This is a genomic window from Streptomyces sp. NPDC001700 (genome assembly GCF_053596435.1).
Genome location: NZ_JBSFGE010000006.1, coordinates 32,502 through 54,967 on the forward strand (window position 1 = coordinate 32,502; position 22,466 = coordinate 54,967).

A 22,466-nucleotide genomic window follows, 5' to 3' on the forward strand; every position below is an offset into this window, starting at 1 on the left:
CGTCAGCCACCGCCGTTCGTTGGTGCGACCGTCGCCACGACGAGGAAGTCGACCGCCCCGGGCGCTTCGGTCACCTTGGCCGGGGTGACCAGGGGGTTGTGCAGGCGCACCCGGCACCGGACCCGACGGTCGGCGTCCACGGTGGCCTCCACCGGGCTGTAGAGCGTCGCCTCCGGCAGGGGCGGTATGCGCGGGGTCAGCTGGACGTGGATCACGACCCGGCCGTCCGCCACCTGTTCCGGGGTGATGCCGGACGGCAGTGGCAGCAGCATGCCGTCGGTGGCGGTGCCGGATGCCACCAGTGTGCTCCCGGCGGGCATCCGGCCGCTGAAGCTGCCCTCGATGGTCAGGTTGCCATTGGCGGCGACGGTCATCAGTGGTGCGACCGTGCCACTGCCCTGGTAGAGGCCGAAGACCAGGTTCGGTGTGTCGCCGCCGGTCAGGACGAGCGCGGGCTTGCCCTCCTCGGCCTCCGCTCCCGTCCGCAGGGTCAGTGCGCCCGACCGGGCCGATACGGTGTCCGCGCGCACGCCCGCGTAACGGACCCCGACACCGCGCGCCGTGGTCTCGACGCCGCTGAAGTGGCCGTCCGTCCAGCGGACGTAGCCGAGCAGGACGAGCCAGCGGGCGGGCGGGTCGGCCGGTGGGTCGCCGATCGCGGGCGGCCGCTGCTCCGCGACCAGCCGCTCGTCGCCGAGGCGGCCGAACAGGATCTGGTACGACTCCTCCACTCGGGTCTTGGTGGCGCCGCCGGAGCAGGAGACGGGTCCGGGCCGCTGGGCCGGTTCGCGGTCGGCGGAGGTGAGGAAGACCGGGTAGGGCTCGTCCGTCGGCTGGTCCGCGCCGTTGACCTCTTCGAAGTCGCTTTCGCGCAGCACGACCGGACCGGTGACGACCAGCTCGCGGCCGGTGCCGTCGACGGCGATGCCCGCCGCGACGCTCACCTCCGTATAGCGGGCGTTGGTCAGTGGGTCGGTGCGGGGCTGGGTGGCGAGGGCGAGGCCTTCGACGACGCCCCACTCGTGGAGGTGGCGGGCGTGCCGGGCGGCGCTTCCGCGTGCGTACTCGACCGTGGCCGACAGGTCGGCGGCGGCGAGCACCTGGCCCTCGTGGAAGGCGGGGCGCAGGGGGCCCGTCATGGTGTCTCACCGGGCTTCTGGGTACGGGGGCGGGGCGACCGGGTGCGTTTGGCCGGGGGCTTGGCGGGCGCGTCCGAACGATCCGGCGCCTGGTCCGCTCCCGCGCCCTCGTCCGGGTCCGCGTCCGGTGTGTCGTCGCGCGGCCCGAGGTGTTCCTCCAGGTGGGCCACTTGCGTCTCGGTGCTGCCCAGGTGGGCGCGCAGGCCCTCCACGGCGGCGGTGAGGTCGGCGACCTGGGTCCTGAGCCGGGCGAGTTCCCGCATGCTGTCGGTGACTTCGCTGGGGGTCGTGTAGACCTGTTCGTGCAGTGCCTTGGGCGGTGTCTCGCCGGGTGCGGGGGTCAGCAGGAGGGACAGCATCTCCTCCAGGTCGCCGCCGCGTGGCCAGTCGCCGAGCAGCCCGTCCGCGTACGGGCGCGCCACCGGGCCCTCGGTCGGGAGGGTGGGCTTCTGGTATCGCGGCAGGGGTGCGCAGCACACGCGCTCGGCGAGTTCGCGCAGCCGGTAGAGCTTGGGCAGCCATTCGCCGTAGGCCGAGCCACCGGGCAGTACCTGTTCCCGGGTGGCGGAGCAGACCCGTACGACGTCGCAGCCGTCCAGCTCCACCCGCGCGAGCAGGACATCGGTGTCGGTGCAGTCGCCGCAGGGCGGGTTGAGCGTGGCGCACGCCGCGTCGGTCAGGAACCGGCGGAGGGCGGTGGCCAGCGTCGCGGCCGCTTCCGCGATCTGCTGCACCTCGGCGATGGTCGCCGTCTCGGTGCTGTCCGGTGGCGGGGCGGGCAGGGGCGGTGGTACGTCGGCGGCGGCGACGTCCGTGCGCAGCGCGCAGTCGGCGAGGCCGTCGGCCTGGTCCAGGCGGCACAGCAGCCACTCGCGGATCAGGCCGAGGTCCGCGCGGAACTCCACCCGCAGCGCGTGGCCGAGCGGGGTGCCCTGGGCGAGCATGCGCAGTTCGAGTGGCGCGTCCTCGTTTCCGCGCTGCGGTACGACCCGGGCCGCGGTCTCGGTGACGACGGCGTGGGCGATCGTGGCGTGCAGCGGGTCGGGCCACGCCGCCTCCGCGTCGGCGGCTCGGAGCCGTTCGCACGCCGTGCCCAGGACGCCTCGGGCCTCCTGGACGGTGGCGAGGTCGGGGTAGTCATGCCGGAGCTGGCCCTGCCCGGCCGCATCGTAGGTGTCGAACCGGGCGACGGCGGCGGCGAGCGCGCGCACGTGCTCGGTCATCTCGCGGGCCGTCGGCGGGGGCGGCGGGCCCTCTCCGGCCGCGTTCTCGCGCAGCCAGGCGAGGGCGGTGGCGTACCGCTGGGCGTCGGCGGCGTCGAAGCGGAAGGTGCGGCCGATGCCGGTCGAGGCGAGGTTGAGGGCGTCGGTGTAGAGGCCGAGCCGCCGGTCGCGGATGCGGGCCCGGTCCGCGCGCGGGAGGTCGCCGATGGACGCGAGGAGCCGGGTGCCGGGGTTGTGGCGGTGGTCCTCGGAGTCGTCGCACTTGACGACGAAGCGGAATCCCTCCTGAATCCTGGAGGGCACGCATCCGGGTGAGGGGCAGGGCTCCTCCGTGGCGTACGGGGCCACCGGTTCGACGGGCAGCTCCTGGTAGCGCACGTAGAGCCCGTAGCGCCGGTCCCCCTCATCGTCGCAGTCCTCGCCACAGTCCACGCCGAGGGCGCTGATGCGCCGCTCCTGCACCAGGGCCCGGACGTCGACGCGCTCGGTGCAGGGCACGACGATGTCGTTCCCGGCGCAGTCGAGGGCGTGCCCGGGATGGACGGCCACGGTTCCGCCGCCGCACGGGTCGCAGGTGACGCCGAGGCCGCAGATGACGCCCGGCCCGTAGAGCGACCGGTTGTGCAGTCTGCGCTTCGCCGTCGTGTAGTCCAGCAGCAGGCTGAGATCGTCCTCGGTCAGCAGTTGCCCTGCGAAGAAGCGAGGACGTACGAAGGCGGAGGTCCGGGTGGCGTCGCCACCGCAGCCGCATCCGCAGTCTGTTCGCATGATCAGCGCTCCTTCACAAAGAACCAGCTTTCGAAGACGTCCCCGCCCGCTCCGGTGCCGGACGTCCAGGGGCCGATGCCCGAGGGTGGGAGGTCGCAGCCGCCGCCGTGCGCGGCCGACCGGGTGTTGTGGTCGTCGATGGTCGGTACGCGCCCGCCGACATGGGTGCCGTCGACCGGGCGGCAGCAGCGGTCGAGGATGAACGCGGCCCGGACGGTGATCAGTACGCGGTCGCCGTCCTGCAGCGTCTCGCGGGTGGTCTGGCGGTAGCGGAAATGGTCGGTGAACTCGCCGCACCCGTCCTCGGTCTCCAGGTCCGGGGTTTCCAGGTCCGGTTCGGCGAACCTGCCGCCCATGTACCAGGTGGAGGCGTTGCGTCCGCTGCCGCCCTCGATCACCTGGAGTTCCACCACGCCGGGCCGCAGTGTGTCGGTCCGTACGCCGGAGGAGAACCGCACCACGAGGCCGCCGTCCTCGTCCTGGGTGCCGAGGAGGGCCTTGGCCTCGTCGATGGTGTAGGTGTATCCGTGGATCCAGTTGATGCCGGTGATCACGGTGGGCACGTGGCGGCCGAAGGCGCGGCGAACGTTCATATGGATCTGGTCGCAGCGCACCGGCTCGTACCAGTCGACGCAGTCGATCCTGGCCAGCCACAGCACCTTGTGCTCGCACGGCGAGCAGCAGGTGTCGCAGCGTTCGTCGGCCGGGGGCTCGCACCCGGTGACCCGTACCGTGTAGCACTCCTCCGTCCAGCCGAACTCGCAGTCGGAGGTGTCCGCGCAGGCGTCGTTGTAGACGGCGCGGGTGGGTTCGACGGGCCGCTCAGCGTACTCGACGCCGACCCAGACAGTGTCGGTGTCCCGTTCGTGCGGGGGCAGCGCCTTCCACAGGTCGATCACGCAGCCGCCGCGCACCACGACCTCGTTGCCATCGCAGTCCACGCCGAGGCCGGGGGTGATCGTCACCTTGGCCCGGCGCCGGTGGTGCCGCGCTGTTTCCGTATCGCTCTGCTCGGCGGGTGTTTCCGTACCGCTCTGCTCGGCGGATGGTGTTTCCCCGCCGTCGTCCGGCGGGCAGTCGTCCTCGTCCCGCCGCGCCGGTTCCACGTGGAGGCCGCACACCACGCCGTAGCCGAGCAGGGCGCGCATGCGCAGCTTCAACTTCTCGCGGTGGTAGTCCTGTTCGCGCTGGAAGTCCCGGGCGCCCAGCATCTGGCCGTGGAAGTACCGCAGTCGGCGCAGCGGTGGCGCGTCGAACCCCTCCGTGCCGGACCGTGATGTCTCTGTCTCCGTCATGCCCCGTCCTCTCACGACACCTGTGTGTGCACACCGACGGCGGAGACGGCTCCCACGCCCACCCCTCGGCGCAATCCTCTTGGTCCCGGCCTCAGCACCCCGTCGCGGCCGAGCCGCAGGGGGCGCGCGCCGCCCAGTACGGGCGCGGGCAGCGGGACGAACGCGGTGTCCACGCCGACCGTGGACCGCGACCCGACCACGAACCCCGCGCCGCCGGTCCGTACCGACCCCACCGTGTGCGCGGGCGCCTGTCGCTCCACCAGCCGCGCGAGCGCCGTCCCGTCCGCCGATCCGGCGGGCAGGGCCACCCGGAACCGGTGGGCGTGCGCGGTGAACGGGTCGGTGTCGGGGGCGCCGAACGCGCGCAGCGGCGCCGCGCCCAGTGCCGAGCCGCCGACCCGGAACCGGCTCGCCGACCGACCGAACAGCCTTATGGCGCCCAGCCCTTGGTCCCGCCCCGGCCCCTGTCCCGCTCCTTCGATGGCCGCGCGCAAGTGGGCCCAGCGGCGGTCCGTCGCCAGCTCGTCGATGACCGGGGTCACGCCGAACACGATGCGCACCGCCTCCCGCAGCGCCCACGGTGTGCCCCGGCGCCGGTACAGCTCCGGGGCGGCGGCCAGCAGCGCGCGCCGGGTGCGGGCGTCCCAGCCCGCCTCGAACGACAGGCCCAGCAGCCCGGCCAGCCACGGCAGCACCCGGTCGGGGACCCCGGCGGGGTCCAGGAGGGACGGATACCGCTCGATGACCCGGTCGAGCTGGGAAAGCGTGGCGTCGAACAGCGACAGGAAGCGTTCGGTGAAGTCGTCGGCCGCGGGGTCCTGACGGAAGGCGGGCGGCAGTAGATCGGCGCTGGTGGCCCGGGGGAAGTCGAGGCGGATCCGGCGTACGACCGGAGTCGTGGCGCCGTCGCCGAGAAGCCGGAGCCGCAACCGCAGGAAGCGGCCGGGCGGCTGGTCGACGAGGAAGTCGGTGATGCCCGGGGCAGAGGTCTGCCAGTCGCTGTCCTCGTACCGCCCGTCCTCGCTCACCACGATCGCCACGGCGACCGTCGTCCCGTCGGGCACGTCGGCGTCCACGCGGACGCGGTGCCAGCGGCACCGCGAGATCCCGCTGTCGATCAGGGTGGTGACGTACGACCCGCTGGTCTCGTACGCGTCGGTGGCGGACGGCCCAGGGTCCCGGGGCAGGCCCTGCCAGGTGTGGCAGGTGGCGGCCGGGCCGTCCGGCCCCTGCTCGTGCAGGCAGAACCCGTCGTCACCGGCCGAGGTGAGCGAGGACGGCGGCAGCGCGGCGGCCAGTTCTTCGACGGTGACGGTACGGAAGGGGCCTCGGTGGCCGCCCCGGTGGATCGTGAGCCGTCCGCCGTCGTCGGTGAGCAGCCACACGCTGCGTTCGGGTCCGGTGCGCAGGCCGACGACCTCGCCGCGCGCTCCGGTGCGGAGCACCCCGCGGAAGCGGCCCGCCTGGTCGTACCGCAGCAGGGCCGTGCTGCCCTGACAGGCCACCAGTATCTCGTCGCCGGGGGCCGGGGCGGCCCAGCGGGCCCGCTCGGCGCGGATCACCCCGGCGAGCTGCGCGCCCTCGCGGCGCCACACCAGGACGCGGCCGGAGTCCACCACGGTCAGCCGGTGTCCGCGCGCGGCGACCGAGACCGGGGCGCGCAGCAGGCCGGGGTCGCAGCCGGGCGGCCAGACGGGGGTGAAGGCGCCGCACGCGTCGCGGCGCAGCAACCGCCGCTCGCCCGGGACGAGGAGGTACCAGGCGCACGGCCCGCACCCGGGCGCGAGGCGGGGGTCGGGGAACCACGGCAGCAGTTGGCCGCGGGTGGGGCCTTCCGGCACGCTGCCGCCGTAGGCGAGGCGGAGGCCGGACGGGTCGTCAAAACCGACCGTGCCGTGCGTCTCCTGCTCGTCCCAGCCCGTGTAGGCGTCGAGCAGCCGGAACGTCGCGGGGTGGGGGGTGCACGTCATGGCTGGTCTCCTACCGGGATCAGCAGCGGGCGCTCCGGCCAGACGAGGGTGTGGGGCGGGAGAGCGTGGTCGGTGCAGGGCGGCAGGCGCATGCCGTCGACGGTCAGCGAGAGCCGGGTGACGGCCAGCACCCCGTCGACCGCGAGGAGCGCCCGGACCAGCGCCGTATGCCGCAGCGCGCCGCCGAACGGCCAGCCCGCGCCGTCCTCCCCGCCGCGCAGCGGGTCCAGATAGGTGCGTACCGCGTCGCCCGCCCGGGCGAGGACGGCGGCCCGGTCGAGGTCCGGGTCGAGCGTGACCCAGGACTCCACGCCGACGCGGCGGTACGGCGCGGGGGCGGCCACCACGGTGACCCCGGCTGGGGCGGCCTCACGCGAGAGGAAGTCGGCCACGGCCCGCAGGGTCGCGGCGGTGGGGACGGGCGGATCGCCGGTGACGCCGTCCGGCGGTACGGGCGGTACGACGAGGACTCCGACGACGCCGGGGATCGGCGCCCCCGCGAAGTCGGGGTGCAGTCCGGGCACGCCCCGGGCGCGGGCCACCGAGGCGCCGGGCGCGCGGAGGGCGAGCTGTCCGTAGTCGGCGGGGGCCACGGCCCGGCCACGGGCCCGCAGTTCGCCGACGCCTCGGCGCATGGCGTCGGCGTCGGGTTCGGCGTCGGTTCCTCCGGAGGCCGGGAAGGGGTTGGCCACGCCGGTGACGAACGGCAGCGCGGTCACCACCCCGCTCACGGCTCCCGCCCGTACGGCCCCCGCGCTGCCGCCGCCCACGCGGTAGCGCACGGCGCGGACGTTGCGGAAGCCGGGCGGGACGGCCGCGCCGTTGACGCCGTCCCCGAAGGTCACCTCGCCGGTGTCGTGGTCCACGGTGAACACCCGGTCGTCGGCGCCGTATCCGGCCAGGCTCTCCACCTCGCGCCACCGGCTGGAGGTTCCGGCGCTGGTGCCGAACACGTCGCCGCCCGTGTCGTCGTCCACCTCGATGACCACCGACCCGGCGAGGATGGGCACCTGGCTGAGCTTCATGCGCCGCCGCCCGGTCGCCGCGGCGTCCTGGACGGGCTGCAGCGGTTCGTCGCGGATGGTGCGGGCGGCGGTGGCGGTGACCACGTTGAGCCGCAGCCCGGACAGCACGGGCGCGGCTCCGGGGAAGGCGCCGTGGGCGATGCGCAGCCGCAGCCAGCGCAGCAGGGGCCGGGGCCGGGTGCCGGGCGGGCTGCCCGGCTGCCATGAGCGCGGCACCCTCAGCTCGACGGTGCCATTCGCGCTGAGCCCGGTCGTGGAGTCCCGCAGCACCTCGGCGGGGACGAGCCGGGTGCCGTCCAGGACGTCCCAGCGCAGCAGCGGCGCGGGCGGCAGCGGCAGGGGTACGAGCCCGCCGGAGGCCGCGGGTGCGGGCGGCGCGGCGACGACCACGAAGCCCAGCGAGAGCCGCGGATAGGGTCCGGCCGGTCCGGCGAGTCCGATCCACAGCCCGTTGCCGGGTTCCGGGTCCCGGCCGAAGGGCGCGAAGGGGCGGCTGGGCCCGGACGGCCCCAGCGGCAGGGTCTCCAGCCGTCCGGACTCCTGGACGGCGAGGGCGCCGAGGGTCGCCGGGGTGGCGTAGAGGTCCTGGTCCGTCTCGTAGACGACCTGCCCGGCCGGGGTGGAGGCGGCGCTCTGGAACCCGGCGGGGACGAGCACGGAGGAGCCGTCGGGCGGGTTGACGGTGAACTCCAGGAGCGCGGCCGCCGCGCCGGGCGGGCGCCGCCGTACGCCCGCCGTGGCCAGGTGCTCGGCGAGCACCTTCTCCGGCAGCCGGTTGACGCGGCCGAGTACGGGTTCGGCGAGGGTGCCGAAGAGGCGGACGAGCGCGACCCCGGCGTCCTGCCGGTCGGGGTCGGTCCAGTCCGGGGTGTAGCCCGCGATGCGGCCGCGTACGGCGGTACGGACCGCCTCGCGGGTCGCGTCGACCAGTTCGGGCTGGACGCCGGTCGGTCCGGGTCCTGGCACGGTCCGCCCGTCCGCCCGCTCCTCTTCGCGGGCGTCCCGCTCCCACCACACGTCGCCGGTCATGTCAGCCCCTCCCCCGGTTCGACGGCGGGCACGATCCGGGTGCGGACCGTGCGCAGGACGGGCAACTCCCCCGCGCCGAGTGGCACTTCGTCGCATGTCTCGGCCGCGTCGGCTCCGTCGAGGCCGATCGCGACGGCGGCGATGTCGGCGAGGTCGCCCAGCGCCCGTTGCGCGGCGCGCAGCAGGGCCGAGGGCCGCAGTGGCTGTCCGAAGGGCCAGCCGTCCTGGTCGTCGCCGCCCGCCAGCGGGTCGAGGAAGCGGCGCAGCGCCGCGGTGACCACGGCGGACACGCGGGTGCGGTCGGCCGGGTCGCCGGACAGGTCGACGCGCAGGGCGACATCGCGGTAGCGGGGCGCGCGGACGAAGATCTCGGAGGTGAGCAGCCGCGCCGCTTCCAGGCGGGCGGCGACCGCGCGCAGCATGCCCGGGTCGGGTACGGGCGCGGCCACGAAGTCCTCGCGGCCGAGGTCGTCCCGGGGTGCGGCGGGGACGATGTGGACGGTCACCGCGCCGGGCACCGTGGCGCACGGGAAGCCGGGGTGGCTGCCGAGGGCCGGGTAGGCGCGGGCGACGGCGACGCCCGGGGTCGTACGGGCGAGGGTGACGAAGTCGTCGGCGGTGACGGCACGGGTCACCTCGCCGAGGGAGGCGGCCGCGCGCTGGCGGGCCTGGGGAATCGTCTCCGGGTCCGCGCCGCCTTCGGCCCGTACGAGGTTGGCGGCCGATACCGCACCCGCGGCCGGGGTGTCCTCGGCCGGGAGCCAGTTGCCGGTCATGCCGCCGTTGCCGTCCCGGCCGCCGCCGGTGACGTACGCGACCCGCACGTCCGGGTCGGGGCGGGGGATGCGCCCGGTGAGCCCGTCGCCGAACACCAGGGCGCCTTCGGCGCGGTCGAGCACGAAGGTCCGGTCGGCCGGTGCGCCGAAGGTGAAGTCCGGGACCGGCTGCCACTCCTGGCCCGCCAGGCTCAGCGTGGCCTCCAGGAGGCGGTCGGCGGCGTCCGGCAGGATCAGATGCTGTCCGGGCAGCCGGAGCCAGGCGGCGGTCTGCTCCTGGAGGTCGGCGCCGCTCGCGGTGCGGTGGGTGCGGTGGTGTGCGGCGGACACGTTGACGGCGAGCTGGAGGAGCCGGGGCGGGGCCGCGTAGGTGGCGGCCGGGGTCGACAGCAGCAGCCCGCTGTCCTGGGTGGTCCAGTCGGCCGGGGGGTGCAGCCGCACGACGCCGGAGCGGCGGAGCCCGGCCGTGCCGTCCTCGACCTTCTCGAAGGCGCCGGTGATGTCCGTGCCCGGCCGGAACCAGGACCAGGTCAGCTCGGCGGGCGGCGGCACCCCGTCGGCCGCGCCGGGCAGCCACGACGGTACGGACGCGGCGGGCGCGTCCAGCTCGACCAGCAGGCCGATCGGGCCGGGCGCGGAGTGCGCCCCGGTGAGCGGGAGGGTGAACCGGGCCTCGGCCGGGGCGCCGTCGCTCGCGAGCAGGGCGATGCCGCGCCGGGCCCGCAGGTCCGCGGTGCGGTCGCGGTCGGTCCACACGGTGATCTCGCCGCCCTCGGCGAGCGGCAGGACGGCCACCTCGTCGTCGAGGGTGAAGACGATCCGGCCGGTGGGGTCGCGGGTCAGCGCGGTCCCGGCGGGGACGACGGGTACGTCGGTGTCCTCCTGCCGGGCGGTCAGGCGCAGCACGGTGGCGGCGGGGCGGGCGGGGCGCGGGGGTTCGAGGCCGAGGAGACGCAGTATGGCGACGACGAGCGCGTCCGGCACCTGGTCGAGCCAGTACAGCCGCTGTTCGAGGAGGTAGGCGAAGAGTTCGAGGAGGGTGACGCCGGGGTCGACGGGCGCGTGCAGGGTCCAGGTGCCGTCGGACTCGGCGGGGATGCGGCGGCGGATGGCCGCCATCATGTCGGCCCAGGTGAGGTCGTCCAGCTTGGGCGCGGGCAGGGTCATGACGTCCCCCCGGTGAGGCCGGTGGAGCCCGTGAGGTCGGTCAGCCCGGTGTAGAACGGGAACACCAGGTTCGCCTTGGTGTTGCTGCGCCGGATGCGGTAGACGACGGAGACGGTGATCCGCGATTCGTCGGTGGGATCGGCCTCGGCGCGGACCTCTTCCAGGTCCACGCGCGGCTCGTGGTCGCGGACGGCGGCGGCGATCGAGTGCTCCAGGTCGCGCAGGTTCTGCACACTGCCCGGCGCGAACAGCAACTCGTGGGCACGGGTGCCCAGTTCGGGCCGCATGACGCGCTCGCCGGTGCCGGTGAGCAGCAGCGCCCGCAGACAGTGCTCGATGCTCTCCTCGCCGGTGGCGTAGCCGAGCCGCCCGGACGCGTCGGGCAGGATCGGGAACCGCCACCCGGTGCCGAGGAATTCCTCGCTCATGCCGTCCTCGCCTTCTTGGCCAGCACGGCCGGGGTGAGTGGCGGCGTCGGCGGGCCGGTCGGCCCGGCGGCGGAGGGGTGGGTGTGGGTGTTGAACGCCTGGAGCAGCGCGTTGCCGAGGACGAGGGGTTCGGTGGCGCCGCCGCCGAGGTCGATGGAGGGCGAATCGACGGTCACCTTGGGCGCCTTGAGGGTGATGTCGCCCTGGGCTGTGACGGTGACGCTGCCGCCCTCGGCCGCGGTGATCTTGATCGCCTTGCCCTGGTCGTCCAGCTCCACCACGTGTCCGGCGGCGGAGGTGATGCGTACGGCGGCCTGGGACTCGGTGTCGTCCAGAAGCACCTGGTGGCCGTGCTTGGTCCGGATGGTCTTCTGGTCGCGGCCGTCGGTGCGGGCGGTCGGCGGCTTGTCCGCGCCGTTGTAGAGGCCACCCAGGACAATCGGGTAGCGCATGTCGCCGTGAACGAAGGCGACGAGCACCTCGTCGCCCTTCTCGGGCACGAACACCGAGCCGTAGCCGTTTCCCGCGTACAGCTGGCTGACCCGGACCCAGTCGGTGACGGTGGTGTCGTCGAACCACGGGAACTTCAGCTTGACCTGGCCCTCGTCGTCGCCCTCGTTCTCCACGACGAGCGCCTCGACCACGCCGTAGTAGCGCTTGTCGGTGGAGCGTGCGCGTGGCGTGCCCCTCATGGTCACTGGTCCCCCTGATGGATGCGCCGTCCGGTGAACTGGGTGAAGAAACCACTGGAGTTGAGCGTGTGCTCCACCCGTTTGACGAAGTACGTGCCGGAGAAGCGGCGGCCCAGGCCGTAGATCTCCAGGTTGTCGCCGGGGCGCAGCTCGGGCAGTCCGGCCACCTTGCCGGTGGCGGTGATGAACTCGTACGCCCGCTCGCGCAGCAGGCTGATCGCCAGTTCGCGGGCCTCCTGGTCGCTGCCGACCGGCGCGTCGACCATGACCTCCTGGCGGCCCTGCAGGGTGGACTCGGCGACCTGCGGGCCGCTCTGCCCATCGGCCGTGTTCTGCCCGGCGGGAAGGTTCTCGGCGGTGGCGGTGAAGGCGATGGCCTGCTTGGTGCGGGGGTCCCAGCCGCGCACGGTGACCTTGCTGACCTGCTGGGACACCGTCAGCGTCGGGGTGAACTCGATGAGGTTGGGGATCAGCCCGGCGGGCTGGCCGGTGGGGCCGGTGCTCAGCCCCGGCGCGTACGCCAGCCGGTACAGCCGGATCGGGCGGCCGTCGCGGCCGTCGGTCGGCTTGATGAAGTACAGCGTGTCCTCGCCGGTCTTCGCATCCGGCAGGATGTAGCAGTCGAAGTCCAGCCGCTTGGCCCGCTCCAGCAGGAACGTGGCGTCGTCCTGGTTCTTCTGCACCACCAGGTCGTGGGTGGGTCCCTCCCGGGTGACCTCGATGCGCAGGTGGTTGCGCTGGGCGATCTGCTCGGCGATGCGCCAGTCGGGCAGATTGCGGTAGGTCTTGGTCTCGTTCTCGGTGGGCTTGCGGTCCTTCAGCCGCAGCAGCCCGTCCACGCCGCTGACCTGCACGGTGGGCGAGGCGGCGTCGGTGAACTTGGGGCTGAGCGTGGAGATGGTCCCGGTGGCGACGGTGAGCAGCTTGTCGGCGTAGCCGAGCCGGACCGAGACCCGGCCGCCGAGCCGGAAGCTCGGCGAATCGCTGTGCTTGAACCGCAGGTTGGCGTCGTCCCAGTTGTTCAGGGTCAGGTCGAACCCGGACATCTCATCGATGTCCCGGTTCACCTTGATGTCGATGATGTCGTTCTTGGTGGACGGGTCCACCTCCAGGCCCTCGATGCGCACATCGAACTCGGGCGCGTACCGGTCGGGCGACGCGACCTCGGGTGCCGGGGTGCTCATCGGGCCCCCTTCACGGCAGCCGGGGCACGGTCAGCACCCGGCCCGGCCGCAGGTCGCGCGGGTCGCTGATGCCATTCGCGCGCGCCAGCTCCCGCCAGGCGTCGGGCCGCCGGTACAGCGCGGCGGAGATGGAGCTGAGCGTGTCGCCTCGGCGCACCACATAGCTCTTCTCGACCGTGGGCGAGGAGCGCGGGGTCTCGGCGACCTGGACGGCGGCGGTACGGAACTCCTTGAGCGAGAGGTCCAGCATGGCGCGCAGCGGCACCCCGTCCGGCCGGAACAGCTGGTAGTTGACGTCGAGTTTCTCCACCACGCCGGTGAAGACCTCCTCGTCCCAGACGAAGCGGACGACCGGTGGCGCGTGTTCGCGGCTGTCGGGGCGCAGCAGGTCGCGCAGCGCGTTGACGTAGGCGGTGCGTACGTTCTCCAGGGTGTCGGAGGTGTCCACCAGGGCCTGGACGGTGAGGGTTTCGGTGCCGCCGCGCACGTACTGCAGGGGCGGGGTCTCCAGGCCGGGGATGGTGATCTCGGCGAACGTGTTGCTCTTGCTGAGCTTGTAGTCGGTGGGGTTGAAGCGCAGCGGGATCCGCCGTTTCCGCTCGTCGGCGATCACCGGGCGGACGATCTCCAGCCGGGCCCGGGCGGCGCCCTGGCTCGCGAAGGACACGGGCGTCACGCTCATTGCGGCACCTCCTCGTCGCCGAAGCGGCGTTCGGCCCTGGTGTGCTCGGCGCGGGCGCACTGGTCCTCGTAGAGCTTCGCCCAGGCCTGGATGTGCTTGTTGAACAGGCGGGTGAAGACGGCGCCGTCGTCGCCGTCGACCTGGAACCGGACCTCCAGGTGGTGGATGGTCACCTTCGGCACGCCGGTCACCTCCCCGGGCTCAGGCGAGACAGGGCGTTCGCCGCGGCGTCCTGCAGGACCTTCGTCAGCCCCTCGTGGGCGATTTCCAGCGACTCGACGGCGATCGCGTTCTGCTCCGCGTGCAGGTCCGGGCCGCTCCACTTGGCGGCGAGCCCGCCGTGGAAGGCCCATGCCGCGCCGGGCACCCCGTCCGGGCCCAGCACGATGACCGCGCCGTCGCGGCGGGCGCCCAGCGAATCGGCGAGCCCTGCCTGGTACCAGGACCACAGCCCGGGGTCGCGGACCACGCCGCGCTTGAGCGTGATCCGGTTCCAGGAGTGGCGCAGCGGTAGCTGGTGGACCGAGTCGTTGCGGCCGCCCTCCGGATAGCTGGTCACCTCCAGCTGCGCGCCGAGCCCGGTGACCTCCTGGAACGCGCCGGACGCGGCCAGTGGCAGCAGCAGTGCCTGCGCGGGCGGCAGATAGGCGTCGCCGGGGTCGAGGGTGACCAGGAAGCGGTATTTGGGCAGGGGGTCCAGGGTCATGCCTCGATTACCTCCAGGTCTCGGTCCTGGCCGAGTACGAGACGGAGCCGGATGAACTCCATGGGGACGGCCGGGGCGACCTCGATCTCGCAGACCAGCTGCCCCGGGTCCTGCTCGGGCGGGTTGTTGGTGTCGTCGCACAGCACCCGGAACGCCTGCTCGGGCCGGTCACCGGCGAGCGCCCCGGCGCGGAAGGCCGCCAGGAGTACGGAGGTCAGCGCCCGCACGAGCGTCAGCCGCAGCTCGGGCGAGTTGACGTCGAACACCAGCGGGCCCGCCGCCCGCCGGATGGCCCGCACCAGCAGGTGCACCAGCCTGCGGTGGGCGATGTAGCGGGTGCGCGGATCGGCGGACAGGGTGCGCCCGCCCCACACCATCAGCCCCCGCCCCCGGGTGCAGCGGATCAGGTCGATCCCGGCGTCGAACAGCCGGACCTGCTGCGGTTCCGGGTACTCGGCCGCGAGGTCGACCGCCTCCAGGATCACGGCGTTCGCGGGCGTGTGGTGGGCGCCGCGCTCGCCGTCGAGGCGGGCGATGACGCCGAGGACGTGTCCGGAGGACGGCACGGTCCGCAGCTCGTGTCCGTCGGGGACGCGCAGCGGCGGGTGGTAGACGGCGGCGCAGCCGAGGAGCCCGCTGTCGCCGGTGGCCGCCAGGGCGCCGACCCAGCCCGCCGCCTCGTCCACGGAGGACAGCCGGGGCGGTACGTCCAGGACGGCGAGGCGGTCGTGCAACGGCTCGATGCCGCGCAGCAGTTCGAGCACCACATCGGTGTGGGCGGTGCCGGACAGATCGGTGCCGAGGTCCGGCAGCGCCACCAGCGCCGGTTCCGGCAGCTCGGCCTGTACGGTCAGGGCGCCGGTGTACGCGTCGCGGGCGGGCGCCGCGTCGGTGCCGCCGGTGAGGGTGAGGTCCCAGGACGCGGTGATCGGGCCGGGCGGTCCCGCCGGTGGTGGCGGGCCGTCCGGGAGCAGCCGGATGTAACGGGACGCGGCCAGCCGGTCGGCCACTTCCCCGAGCGGCAGCCCGGGGAAGGTCTCGGGCGGCTCGCCGGGCAGCATGACCCGTACGCCCACGGTGGGCGGTCCGGCGACCGTGCTGGCCTGGTAACGGATGGCGACGCGCGCGCCGTTGGCCCACGCGCCGGGGCTGGTGGCCACCACCTGGAAGCCGGTGGCGGCCAGCCCGCGCAAGGGTCCGGCCTCCCACGGTGTCCGGGCCGTGGTCGCGGGCCCGGACACGCGGATGACCCAGGCGGTGCGGCCGCCGTTCTCGAAGAAGCCGCGCAGGGCGTACGGGGTGGCGAAGGCGCCCTCCGGCGGTCCGAAGGCGGCCACGACGTCGTTCCAGCTCTCCACGCGCACGGGAGTGCCGACCGGGCCCCGGCGGAGCCGGCCCAGGAACGCCGCCACGTCCGTGCGCAGCGGCTCCGTGCCCGGGTCACGGGGCGCGGACGTCAGGGATACGCCGGGAAGCGCTTCGCCGGTCATGTCAGGCGTCGATCTCCAGCTTCTCGACCGCCAGGACGAGGGTCTCCATGGCGATCTCGTTCTTGGTGGCGCTGAGCGTCGGACCGGTGTACTTGGTCGGCCAGCCCCGGTCGAAGTTCCAGCGCATGGCCTCCTGGCGGTTCTCGTCCAGCAGCACGATCGATCCGGAGGTGCGCCGTACCTTGCCGTTGAGCGCTTCGACGATCCAGTTCCAGAAGCCGACGTGGCCGGTGACGCCGCGCTTGAAGGTGAGGTTGGTGAACTTCTTCAGCCCCGGGATCTTGCGGACGGTGATGTCCTCGCTCCCGGTGCGGTACTCGATCGGCGGGATCTCCAGCTCAAGACCGCTCACCTCGGTGAAGGACCCGCTCACCGCGACCCCGTCGTCGCTGACGTTGGTCACGATGATCTGGAAGTTATATGACGCGTAGGGATCGTCCCTGGTGACGGGCGGCATGGTGGCCTCTCCTCAGTCCTCGGTCGGGCGCTCAGGCGAGCTGGGACTCGCGGGTCTTCTGCTGGATCCGGAAGATGACGAACTCCGCCGGGAAGACCGGCGCGACGCCGATGACGCAGATGAGGCGGCCGTTGGCCAGGTCGTCCTCGGTCATAGTGGTGCGGTCGCAGGCGACGAAGAACGCCTCGTCGGCGGTGGTGCCCGCGAGCGCGCCGCTGCGCCAGACGGTGGTCAGGAAGTTGGTGACCGTCTGCCGGACCAGGGCCCACAGCGCCTCGTCGTTGGGCTCGAACACCACCCACTGGGTGCCCTCGTCGATGGACTCCTCCAGGTAGAGGAAGAGCCGCCGGACGCTGACGTACTTCCACGAGCTGTCCGAGGAGAGCGTGCGCGCGCCCCACACCCGGTGGCCCATTCCGGGGAAGAACCGCAGCGCGTTGATGCCCTTGGGGTTGAGCAGGTCCTGATGGCGCTTGGTGACGTCCTGGGCGATGCCGTCGGTCAGCCGGATGCCGCGGATGACCGCGTTCGCCGGTGCCTTGTGCACTCCGCGCTCGACGTCCGTGCGGGCGTAGATCCCGGCCATGTGGCCCGACGGCGGCACCTCGGTGTCGCGGCCCGTCGACGGGTCGCGGGTGACCAGCCAGGGGTGGTAGAGCGCCGCGTACTTGGTGTCGAACGGCTCGCGGAACGCCTGGATGCCCTCGGTGTCCAGGCCGTCCTGCGGATCGAGGATCGCGAACCGGTCCCGCAGCAGTTCGCAGTGGGTGACCAGGGCCGATTCGACGGTCCCGGACCAGACCCCGGGCACCGCGCACACGGCCACCTCGTCGATGTCCTCCAGCGAGGCGATCCCGGTGCGCTTGCCGCTGCCGCCGTCCTCGCCGACGAAGTCGGCCACGCTCAGGGTTCCGTAGGCGTCGTCGCCGTCCGCCAGGGTGAGCCAGGAGCCGACCGCGGGCACGGGGAACTTCGCCGGGTCGGTGGACAGGCCGGACAGCGCGGTCGCGCGCACCAGCTGGGAGCGTCCGGCCAGGGTGGTCACCAGGTTCGACGGCGCGTCGCCGGTGAGCCGCAGGCCCGGGTACGACTCCGTCACCACCGCCCCCGAAGGGTCGGTGAACCGGGCGTCGACCCGCGCCTCGACCAGATGCAGTCGGTCGGTTTCGAACAGCGTCCCGGGCACGTTCCCGTCGAGGGTGACGACGTCCGCGGCGACCGACTCGACCGTGCGGACGGTCAGGTTGGTGCCGTCGTCGAGCTGGACGACGGCGCCCTCGTACAGCCTGCTCGCCCCGCCGACCCGCAGCGTCGGGCCCGCCGAGGTGTTGCCCCGGCGCACCCGGCGCACCAGCAGCCCGCGCCGCCACGCCGCATGGGAGGTGCCGGACGGCAGGGTCAGCGTCACCTTCCCGTCGGCGGGCTGGCTGACCTGGACCTTGAACCGGCCGGAGCCGATCTGCACCCACACCTCGGCGGGAAGGTCGTCGGGGTCGAGTCCGGTGCGCGCGGCGACCTCGACCGTCTCGCTGTCCGCGGCGGCGTCGGCGGCCAGCTGCGTGACGAACAGCGCGCCCTCCTGCGGCTCCGGCAGCACCGGCAGCGCGGCCGAGGCCATCGGCTGGATCCGCACCTGGACGGCGCCGCCCCACGAGCCGGGGCTGACGGCGCTGAACTCCAGTGTCTCTTCCGTGTCGCGCGTCCCGATCTGCACATAGTCGCCGCGGGTCGTCCTGACCTCCGCGGGCAGCGCCGCGTCCAGTTCGATCCGGCGGGCGGTCGCGTCGTAGGCGGCGACACCGGCGGTGTGGATCGCCTGCTGGTCGTCGCCACGGAAGATCTGGATCTGCTGCCCGACGCCGGTGAACCCGATGAGGTGGCCGAGTTCCAGGCGGGTGGCGCCCTTGGCGGCGTCACCGGCGACCGGGGACACCAGGCCGTGGCCCAGGACGCCCGAGGCCGGTGTCGCCTGCCTGCTGGCGACGCGCTTGATGTACAGGCGCTGGCCGCCGTTGTCGAAGAAGCCCTTGACCGCCAGCGGGAACAGCCACCAGCGGCCGCCTTCGGCCGGATCACCCGCCCAGGTGTCCCGGATGAGCGGGTCGGGCTCGGGGACGAAGCCGCCGAACGTGTTCTGGAACTCCAGGAAGTTGGTGACCAGCTTGGGCTTGCCGCTGTACGGGCCGCGCACGGTGACCCCGGCCATACCGGCCGTACTGGTGCTCACCCCCGCGATCGGCCGTGGGCCCGCATCGATCTCCTCGATGTAGACCCCGGGGCTCAGATACTCCGCCATGGACGGCTCCTCAACTCTCGCGGATCTCTATGACGTGCCGGCGCTCGGCGTCCTGGGGCAGCCGCACGACCAGCGATCCGGACCTGCCCGGCCGCTCGGTGGCCCGCAGCTGGAAGGTCTCCTCGACGGCGTGTTCACCGGCCTTCTCGCCCTCCCACCGCAGGGCCAGCCGGAAGGTGCCCGTGGCGTCGGACAAGGTGCGCTCGTGCCAGGGCGTCAGGTCCCGGCTGGTGTGCCCCTCGGCCTCCACCAGCGCGCCCGCGACCGGCGCGGCGGTGGCCGCGTCGACCACGGCGCCGTGCACCGTGCGCACACCCGGCGGATAGGGGAACGAGACGCCCGGCAGCAGCCGGACGAGCCGTGGCGCGGTCGCCACCGCGGGCGGGTGGGCGTGGTCGTACGGGTGCACCAGGAACTCGACGCCCACCAGACCGGACGAGAACGGCTCGCCGTCGGCCGGGTACAGCGGCTGGTATCCGGCGGCCGCGAAGCGGGCCCGGTGGCGCCGGGGCGGGGCCGCCCACGGCTCGGCGCACCGGCCGAGCCCCGGGTAGGCGAACGCGGCGCTGGGTGTACGGACCGCCGCGTCGTCCAGCGGCAGCCAGGCGCCGTCCTCGAACCGGTCCAGTTGGACGGTCACCCCAGCGCCGCGCACCCGCCGGGCGTACTCGTCGTACGGGATGAACCAGGCGGGGCTGTGGAGCGTGGAGCGCTCCAGCGGTCTGAAACGGCTCATGGCGTCGCCGCCCCGCTGATGACCCGGTTCTGCACCGGGCGGACCGCCGTCGCGGTGGCGGAGTCCAGGTTGACGACGCGGACCTCGTAGTTCAGCGAGAGCCGGTACGGCTTCTGGATCGCGTACCAGACCCAGGACTTCTGGTCGAGGGTGAGCGGGGTCAGGCTGAGGTGCAGCGAGTCGGTGCTCGCCGCGAGGCTGCCGGACAGCTGGACGCCGTCCAGGATCGCGTCGTCGTAGAACGTCTGCATCGCCCGGCCGAGCATCCGGTGCTGGGTCTCCTGGTCGCCGCCCCAGGGGGTGACGAGGTACCGCAGCAGCAGCGCCATCGGCGGCTTGCGGGTGACCGGCGGGTCGGGCGGCTGGGAGCGCACCGGTGGCCGGTTGCGCGAGGTGGGGTCCTCGGCGATCTCGTAAAGGAACACGGTGAGTTTCGGCGGCGGTGTCTGCACCGTCTCGGAGAGATCGTTGAGTTCCGCGATCGGCGGTTCCACCTGGCTGAGCCCGCGCAAGGACTGGGTCAGGGTCTCCACGATGACCGTCGAGACGTCGGCGATGACGCCGAAGTCACCCATGCGAATCCTCCCCGCGCTCCGCACCCGAAAGCGTGCCTCGACGAGGATGCAGGGCCCCGCGTGACTCCATCGCGATTCATCCATCACACGAGCGTCACCAGCCCGTTCCGTCGCCCGGCGATGACGTCGGCGGTCACGCGCCGACAACGCCGGGGTGACACGGATAAGGCATATTTTCCTTCCATGGAAATCCACTCAGAGCAGGCCGGCGTCCTGATCCTCCGAGTGTGGGTGGAAGAGGGAAGGCCGGACGGCTTCCGCGCGCGCATTGTGTGGACGGGCGGCCGTCACCAGGTGCCTCCGACCGCGGTGAGCGCGGTGGACGATGTGCTCAGCACCGTGCGCGCCTGGCTCGATCAGTTACTCGAACCCGAGAGGTGACGTTTCCGCGACGCCCCGGTGATGCCCGGCCATATAACATTCTGTACCCGAAGGGCTGGACACACGATCATGAATTGCTCGTAACATGGCTGGGCAGCATCCCGATTGCCGGTTGGGGATCTTTCACTGAGGATCTTTTGCTGGGATCTTTTGCTGGGGATCTTTCACCGAAGCTGATATCGCCCGGGGGGCCGATGACCGCAGAAGGCCACGTCCTAACGTTGAGGCTGCTCAAAAGCTTCACGCTATCGGTCGATCACAAACGCGTTCCCCTTTCTTCCAGCGCCCAACGCCTCCTCGCCTTCCTCGCCCTGCAGGACATGCCGCGAACCCGCACCTATGTGGCGGGAATGCTGTGGCCCGACGTCACGGCGTCCCGCGCCAACGCCAACCTCAGATCGTCTTTGTGGCGCGCGACCCGGACGGGACATCAGGTCATCGACGCGTCCTCACAGGAACTGGCGATCGCCAAACACATCGACGTGGACATTCACGCGGCGGCCACGCGCGCGCACCGGCTGCTCGACATGTCACGCCCGTGCGACGACATCCTCACCACCCAGACGCGGGCCGACCTCTCGTCCGATCTGTTACCGGAGTGGTCGGAGAACGAGTGGGTGCTGATCGAGCAGGAGCAGTACCACGAACTGAGGCTGTACGCCCTGGAGGCGATGACCGAGCGGCTGACGGCGGCGGGCCGCCACGGTGAGGCCGTCGCCGCCGGGCTCGCCGCCGTCCGGGCGGAGCCGCTGCGGGAGAGCGCTCACCGCGTGCTGATCACGGCGCATCTCGCCGCCGGGAACCGAGGCGCGGCGCTGCGGCAGTTCGAGCAGTGCCGCCGGGTGCTGCTCGACGAACTGGGCCTGGAGCCCTCGCAGGCGCTGCGCAGCCTCGTACCGTCCCAGCCGCCCCACCCGTCCGCCGCCGGGGCGGCGGCACCCCCGGCGCCAGCCCGGAAGCCCCCACGTGTCGTGATGCGCCGCACGGCGAGCGATGTGCTGGTGGAGGGCGCGGGCGGACGGTGAGCCCCGCGCCGCCCCCGCGGCTCAGCCCAGCCCGTCCCGGTGGGACCAACGGGGCTCACCGGGGCTGTCGTACGGCTGCGGGGGCTCCCTGCTCGGCTCACCTCGGACGGCGCTCCGCGCGGCCCGCATGTGGTCGCAGGCCCGGGCGCCGGGGCTGAACTCGATGCCGGTGGCGGCCTCGAGCGCCGCGAAGAAGCTCTCGCCGAACTCCGACTGCTTGGTGGTCGTCCAGGTGTACGTCTCGCCGCCGCGCAGGGCCCGCATCATCATGCGGCTCCCGTAGCCCCGGCGCTGCCACCGGTCGGCGACCTGGATCTTCCGGATCAGACCCCTGCGGCACACGCCGCACACCTGCCAGGTGAGCCGGGCGAAGTCCTCGCCCTCCGGCACCTGGCACACCCGCAGTTCCCGGCAACCGGCCGGGACGCCGGGCGGGGTGTACGTCCAGACCTCCCCCTCCGCCGTGGGCCGCCCGGGTTCGCTCCGCCCGGATAACGCGCCCACCAGACGGCCCCAGAGCCCCGCCCGCTCGCCCGCCATCAGCAGCGGATCTCGTCGGTGGTGCCGAATCCGCGCCCGTCCTCGACGGCTAACCCTCTCAATGCCACCACGCCCCTTCGTCCGTCCCCCGACTTACCCTGACAGGTCGCCATTCGGGGGCGCGCGGTTCCGGGGGCCGGGCGGGGTGCGTGGTGTTGACGCCTCGGCTCAGGGTGTGCGCCGGGGGCTCACATCCACGCAGATCCAGTCGTACTGGCCGTCACTCAGCAGTTCGGGGCCTTCGAAGAGGGTCACCACGGAATCGCCGTACACCCAGACCACGCCCCGCTCGGCGTCCAGCGCCTCGTCCGGCGGCCGGGGCACCGGCTCGCCCAGCCGGGTGCGCAGCAGTTCCCCGGCCGCCCGGTACGCGGATGTCCAGTCGTCCTCGGTGGCCTCCGGCCGCCACCGCCATCCGGTGAAGGCGTCGAACTCCCAGACCTCCTCCGGGGGCAACGGCGTCCCGTCCGGCTCGCACACCTCGAACGCGCTGTACGCCAGGGGCATCAGCACCCCGCGGTCCTCCCGGCACGCGGGGTGGGCGCACGCCACCTCCGCGCCGTCTTCCTCGCAGCCGGGGTGGTTGCCGATCCAGAGGTGCCAGCCCTCGTCGTGGTCCTCTCCGGGCGGTGGCCATATCTCCATCTCATGGATGACGGGTTCGCCATCGGGCCCCGACAGATGCCAGCCGTTGCGTACGAAAAGCGCCTCATAGGGCGGGTACGTCCAGGTCAGCCCCGCGAACTGCAGGGCGCGGTCGAGCCACTTGCCGTCCGGCTGCGTCATCATCGCCATGCGCGGGACAGTACCCGGCGCGCGGGGAGGGCCATGGGGACGTGGCTGGTCGGGCCGGTTATCGTGTCGAGGCACATCGAGCACGCG

At 73.0% G+C, this 22,466-nt stretch carries 21 protein-coding genes; 2 read left to right on the top strand and 19 right to left on the bottom strand.

From position 1 onward, the window contains the following. Nucleotides 1-2: 2 nt before the first annotated feature. From ACWC5C_RS13660 to ACWC5C_RS13740, 17 genes are read right to left on the bottom strand one after another with little or no spacing between them, the layout of a single operon-like run. Nucleotides 3-1,139, bottom strand: a complete 1,137-nt coding sequence (locus ACWC5C_RS13660) for a hypothetical protein (RefSeq protein ID WP_450875590.1) — start codon at nt 1,137-1,139, stop codon at nt 3-5. Then, on the bottom strand, nt 1,136-3,130 hold the full coding sequence (locus tag ACWC5C_RS13665; RefSeq protein WP_450875591.1) for a hypothetical protein: 1,995 nt from the start codon (nt 3,128-3,130) through the stop codon (nt 1,136-1,138). The genes ACWC5C_RS13660 and ACWC5C_RS13665 overlap by 4 nt, the downstream gene beginning before the upstream one ends. A 2-nt stretch (nt 3,131-3,132) precedes the next feature. After that, the gene (locus tag ACWC5C_RS13670) at nt 3,133-4,425 is read right to left on the bottom strand and encodes a hypothetical protein (RefSeq protein WP_450875592.1); all 1,293 of its coding nucleotides are present in this window, start codon (nt 4,423-4,425) and stop codon (nt 3,133-3,135) included. A gap of 11 nt (nt 4,426-4,436) precedes the next feature. Continuing rightward, the gene (locus ACWC5C_RS13675; RefSeq protein WP_450875593.1) at nt 4,437-6,395 is read right to left on the bottom strand and encodes a phage tail protein; all 1,959 of its coding nucleotides are present in this window, start codon (nt 6,393-6,395) and stop codon (nt 4,437-4,439) included. Then, complete coding sequence (locus ACWC5C_RS13680) at nt 6,392-8,449, bottom strand: putative baseplate assembly protein (RefSeq protein WP_450875594.1); 2,058 nt, start codon at nt 8,447-8,449, stop codon at nt 6,392-6,394. Before ACWC5C_RS13680 ends, ACWC5C_RS13675 begins: the two co-directional genes overlap by 4 nt. Then, entirely contained in the window at nt 8,446-10,392 is a 1,947-nt protein-coding gene (locus ACWC5C_RS13685; RefSeq protein ID WP_450875595.1) for a putative baseplate assembly protein, read from the bottom strand. Before ACWC5C_RS13685 ends, ACWC5C_RS13680 begins: the two co-directional genes overlap by 4 nt. Next, entirely contained in the window at nt 10,389-10,820 is a 432-nt protein-coding gene (locus tag ACWC5C_RS13690; protein ID WP_450875596.1) for a GPW/gp25 family protein, read from the bottom strand. The genes ACWC5C_RS13685 and ACWC5C_RS13690 overlap by 4 nt, the downstream gene beginning before the upstream one ends. Further along, a complete protein-coding gene (locus tag ACWC5C_RS13695) occupies nt 10,817-11,512 on the bottom strand; it encodes a phage baseplate assembly protein V (RefSeq protein WP_450875597.1) in 696 nt (231 codons plus the stop codon). Before ACWC5C_RS13695 ends, ACWC5C_RS13690 begins: the two co-directional genes overlap by 4 nt. 2 nt (nt 11,513-11,514) lie before the next feature. Then, nucleotides 11,515-12,696 (bottom strand): phage late control D family protein, encoded by a 1,182-nt coding sequence (locus tag ACWC5C_RS13700; protein WP_450875598.1) that lies wholly within the window; start codon nt 12,694-12,696, stop codon nt 11,515-11,517. A 10-nt stretch (nt 12,697-12,706) separates the two neighbouring features. Continuing rightward, entirely contained in the window at nt 12,707-13,378 is a 672-nt protein-coding gene (locus ACWC5C_RS13705; protein WP_385443748.1) for a CIS tube protein, read from the bottom strand. Beyond that, nucleotides 13,375-13,569 (bottom strand): putative phage tail protein, encoded by a 195-nt coding sequence (locus ACWC5C_RS13710; RefSeq protein ID WP_450875599.1) that lies wholly within the window; start codon nt 13,567-13,569, stop codon nt 13,375-13,377. Before ACWC5C_RS13710 ends, ACWC5C_RS13705 begins: the two co-directional genes overlap by 4 nt. Continuing rightward, on the bottom strand, nt 13,566-14,084 hold the full coding sequence (locus ACWC5C_RS13715) for a phage tail protein (RefSeq protein WP_385443752.1): 519 nt from the start codon (nt 14,082-14,084) through the stop codon (nt 13,566-13,568). The genes ACWC5C_RS13710 and ACWC5C_RS13715 overlap by 4 nt, the downstream gene beginning before the upstream one ends. After that, nucleotides 14,081-15,574, bottom strand: a complete 1,494-nt coding sequence (locus ACWC5C_RS13720) for a phage tail sheath family protein (RefSeq protein WP_450875600.1) — start codon at nt 15,572-15,574, stop codon at nt 14,081-14,083. The genes ACWC5C_RS13715 and ACWC5C_RS13720 overlap by 4 nt, the downstream gene beginning before the upstream one ends. Before the next feature lies 1 nt (nt 15,575). Continuing rightward, nucleotides 15,576-16,031: a phage tail protein gene (locus ACWC5C_RS13725; RefSeq protein WP_385443756.1), complete on the bottom strand. Its 456-nt coding sequence runs from the start codon at nt 16,029-16,031 to the stop codon at nt 15,576-15,578. A gap of 31 nt (nt 16,032-16,062) precedes the next feature. Continuing rightward, nucleotides 16,063-18,327: a phage tail sheath family protein gene (locus ACWC5C_RS13730; protein WP_450875601.1), complete on the bottom strand. Its 2,265-nt coding sequence runs from the start codon at nt 18,325-18,327 to the stop codon at nt 16,063-16,065. A gap of 10 nt (nt 18,328-18,337) precedes the next feature. After that, a complete protein-coding gene (locus ACWC5C_RS13735) occupies nt 18,338-19,063 on the bottom strand; it encodes a carboxypeptidase regulatory-like domain-containing protein (RefSeq protein WP_450875602.1) in 726 nt (241 codons plus the stop codon). Beyond that, nucleotides 19,060-19,638 carry a DUF4255 domain-containing protein gene (locus ACWC5C_RS13740; RefSeq protein ID WP_385443763.1) on the bottom strand — a complete coding sequence of 193 codons (579 nt, stop codon included), beginning with the start codon at nt 19,636-19,638 and terminating at the stop codon, nt 19,060-19,062. The genes ACWC5C_RS13735 and ACWC5C_RS13740 overlap by 4 nt, the downstream gene beginning before the upstream one ends. A gap of 60 nt (nt 19,639-19,698) precedes the next feature. Here ACWC5C_RS13740 and ACWC5C_RS13745 point away from each other — a divergent pair, with 60 nt between their 5' ends. Together ACWC5C_RS13745 and ACWC5C_RS13750 are read left to right on the top strand one after the other, a co-directional pair. Then, complete coding sequence (locus ACWC5C_RS13745; protein ID WP_450875603.1) at nt 19,699-20,019, top strand: hypothetical protein; 321 nt, start codon at nt 19,699-19,701, stop codon at nt 20,017-20,019. Between the two features lie 320 nt (nt 20,020-20,339). Further along, nucleotides 20,340-21,044: an AfsR/SARP family transcriptional regulator gene (locus ACWC5C_RS13750; RefSeq protein WP_450875604.1), complete on the top strand. Its 705-nt coding sequence runs from the start codon at nt 20,340-20,342 to the stop codon at nt 21,042-21,044. 21 nt (nt 21,045-21,065) lie between these two features. On the opposite strand, the gene ACWC5C_RS13755 is transcribed toward ACWC5C_RS13750, so the two are convergent. Both ACWC5C_RS13755 and ACWC5C_RS13760 read right to left on the bottom strand, forming a co-directional pair. Then, entirely contained in the window at nt 21,066-21,584 is a 519-nt protein-coding gene (locus ACWC5C_RS13755) for a hypothetical protein (RefSeq protein ID WP_450875605.1), read from the bottom strand. A gap of 168 nt (nt 21,585-21,752) precedes the next feature. After that, nucleotides 21,753-22,379: a hypothetical protein gene (locus ACWC5C_RS13760; protein WP_450875606.1), complete on the bottom strand. Its 627-nt coding sequence runs from the start codon at nt 22,377-22,379 to the stop codon at nt 21,753-21,755. Between the last annotated feature and the right edge of the window lie 87 nt (nt 22,380-22,466).

Excerpts from the sequence above, each read along its gene's own strand:
- ACWC5C_RS13715 (WP_385443752.1), bottom strand. The coding sequence starts at position 14,084 with ATGACCCTGGACCCCCTGCCCAAATACCGCTTCCTGGTCACCCTCGAC.
- ACWC5C_RS13755 (WP_450875605.1), bottom strand. The coding sequence starts at position 21,584 with ATGGCGGGCGAGCGGGCGGGGCTCTGGGGCCGTCTGGTGGGCGCGTTA.
- ACWC5C_RS13690 (WP_450875596.1), bottom strand. The coding sequence starts at position 10,820 with ATGAGCGAGGAATTCCTCGGCACCGGGTGGCGGTTCCCGATCCTGCCC.
- ACWC5C_RS13685 (WP_450875595.1), bottom strand. The coding sequence starts at position 10,392 with ATGACCCTGCCCGCGCCCAAGCTGGACGACCTCACCTGGGCCGACATG.
- ACWC5C_RS13730 (WP_450875601.1), bottom strand. The coding sequence starts at position 18,327 with ATGGCGGAGTATCTGAGCCCCGGGGTCTACATCGAGGAGATCGATGCG.
- ACWC5C_RS13750 (WP_450875604.1), top strand. The coding sequence starts at position 20,340 with ATGCCGCGAACCCGCACCTATGTGGCGGGAATGCTGTGGCCCGACGTC.
- ACWC5C_RS13725 (WP_385443756.1), bottom strand. The coding sequence starts at position 16,031 with ATGCCGCCCGTCACCAGGGACGATCCCTACGCGTCATATAACTTCCAG.
- ACWC5C_RS13720 (WP_450875600.1), bottom strand. The coding sequence starts at position 15,574 with ATGACCGGCGAAGCGCTTCCCGGCGTATCCCTGACGTCCGCGCCCCGT.
- ACWC5C_RS13735 (WP_450875602.1), bottom strand. The coding sequence starts at position 19,063 with ATGAGCCGTTTCAGACCGCTGGAGCGCTCCACGCTCCACAGCCCCGCC.
- ACWC5C_RS13695 (WP_450875597.1), bottom strand. The coding sequence starts at position 11,512 with ATGAGGGGCACGCCACGCGCACGCTCCACCGACAAGCGCTACTACGGC.
- ACWC5C_RS13675 (WP_450875593.1), bottom strand. The coding sequence starts at position 6,395 with ATGACGTGCACCCCCCACCCCGCGACGTTCCGGCTGCTCGACGCCTAC.
- ACWC5C_RS13705 (WP_385443748.1), bottom strand. The coding sequence starts at position 13,378 with ATGAGCGTGACGCCCGTGTCCTTCGCGAGCCAGGGCGCCGCCCGGGCC.
- ACWC5C_RS13665 (WP_450875591.1), bottom strand. The coding sequence starts at position 3,130 with ATGCGAACAGACTGCGGATGCGGCTGCGGTGGCGACGCCACCCGGACC.
- ACWC5C_RS13740 (WP_385443763.1), bottom strand. The coding sequence starts at position 19,638 with ATGGGTGACTTCGGCGTCATCGCCGACGTCTCGACGGTCATCGTGGAG.
- ACWC5C_RS13670 (WP_450875592.1), bottom strand. The coding sequence starts at position 4,425 with ATGACGGAGACAGAGACATCACGGTCCGGCACGGAGGGGTTCGACGCG.
- ACWC5C_RS13700 (WP_450875598.1), bottom strand. The coding sequence starts at position 12,696 with ATGAGCACCCCGGCACCCGAGGTCGCGTCGCCCGACCGGTACGCGCCC.
- ACWC5C_RS13660 (WP_450875590.1), bottom strand. The coding sequence starts at position 1,139 with ATGACGGGCCCCCTGCGCCCCGCCTTCCACGAGGGCCAGGTGCTCGCC.
- ACWC5C_RS13680 (WP_450875594.1), bottom strand. The coding sequence starts at position 8,449 with ATGACCGGCGACGTGTGGTGGGAGCGGGACGCCCGCGAAGAGGAGCGG.
- ACWC5C_RS13760 (WP_450875606.1), bottom strand. The coding sequence starts at position 22,379 with ATGGCGATGATGACGCAGCCGGACGGCAAGTGGCTCGACCGCGCCCTG.